This window comes from Streptomyces sp. YS-3 (genome assembly GCF_045257485.1).
In the GTDB taxonomy this organism is placed as follows: Bacteria; Actinomycetota; Actinomycetes; order Streptomycetales; family Streptomycetaceae; genus Streptomyces.
On record NZ_JBJHPC010001128.1, the window covers coordinates 1 to 811 of the forward strand.

At 70.3% G+C, this 811-nt stretch carries 1 protein-coding gene; it reads right to left on the minus strand.

The window, feature by feature from the left end:
• Positions 1–794, minus strand: a 794-nt coding sequence (galE, locus tag ACJA3G_RS37910; RefSeq protein WP_406557532.1) for a UDP-glucose 4-epimerase GalE, incomplete at its 3' end; no start/stop codon positions are given.
• Between the last annotated feature and the right edge of the window lie 17 nt (positions 795–811).

Consider the following 811-nt stretch of genomic DNA (forward strand, 5'->3'; position numbering starts at 1 on the left):
TCGCGGATGATGTCGACCATCTCGGCGACGGAGGCGCCTTCGCCGCGGCCGATGTTGAGGATGAGGGCGGCGTCGGGGTCGGCGGCGAGCCGGCGGGCGGCGGCGAGGTGGGCGGTGGCGATGTCCTCGACGTGGATGTAGTCGCGTACGCAGGTGCCGTCGGGGGTCGGGTAGTCGTCGCCGAAGATCAGCGGCGCTTTGCCGTCGGTGAGGCGTTCGAAGACCATCGGGACGAGGTTGAAGATCCCGGGGTCGCCGAGTTCGGGGGTGGCGGCGCCGGCGACGTTGAAGTAGCGCAGCGAGGCGGTGGCCATGCCGTGGGCCTTGCCGACGGCGCTGACGAGCCATTCGCCGGCGAGCTTGGTCTCGCCGTAGGGGCTCATGGGCAGGCAGGGGGTCTGCTCGGTGACGAGGTCGACGTCGGGCATGCCGTAGACGGCGGCGGAGGAGGAGAACAGGAAGCGGCGCACGCCGGCTTCGGCGGCGGCTTCCAGGACGGTCCGCAGGCCTTCGACGTTCTCGCGGTAGTAGTGCAGGGGGCGTTCGACGGATTCGCCGACCTGCTTCTTGGCGGCGATGTGGATGACGCCGTCGACGTCGTTCTCGCGCAGGACGCGGTCGAGGACCGCGCGGTCGAGGACGGTGCCGCGTTCGAGGCGGACGCCTTCGGGCAGCCGGGCCGGGTCGCCGGTGCTGAGGTCGTCGAGGACGACGACCTGCTCGCCGCCGTCGACGAGGGCCTTCACCACGTGGGATCCGATGTAGCCGGCACCGCCTGTGATCATCCAAGTCATGCGGACAGTCTAGGAGG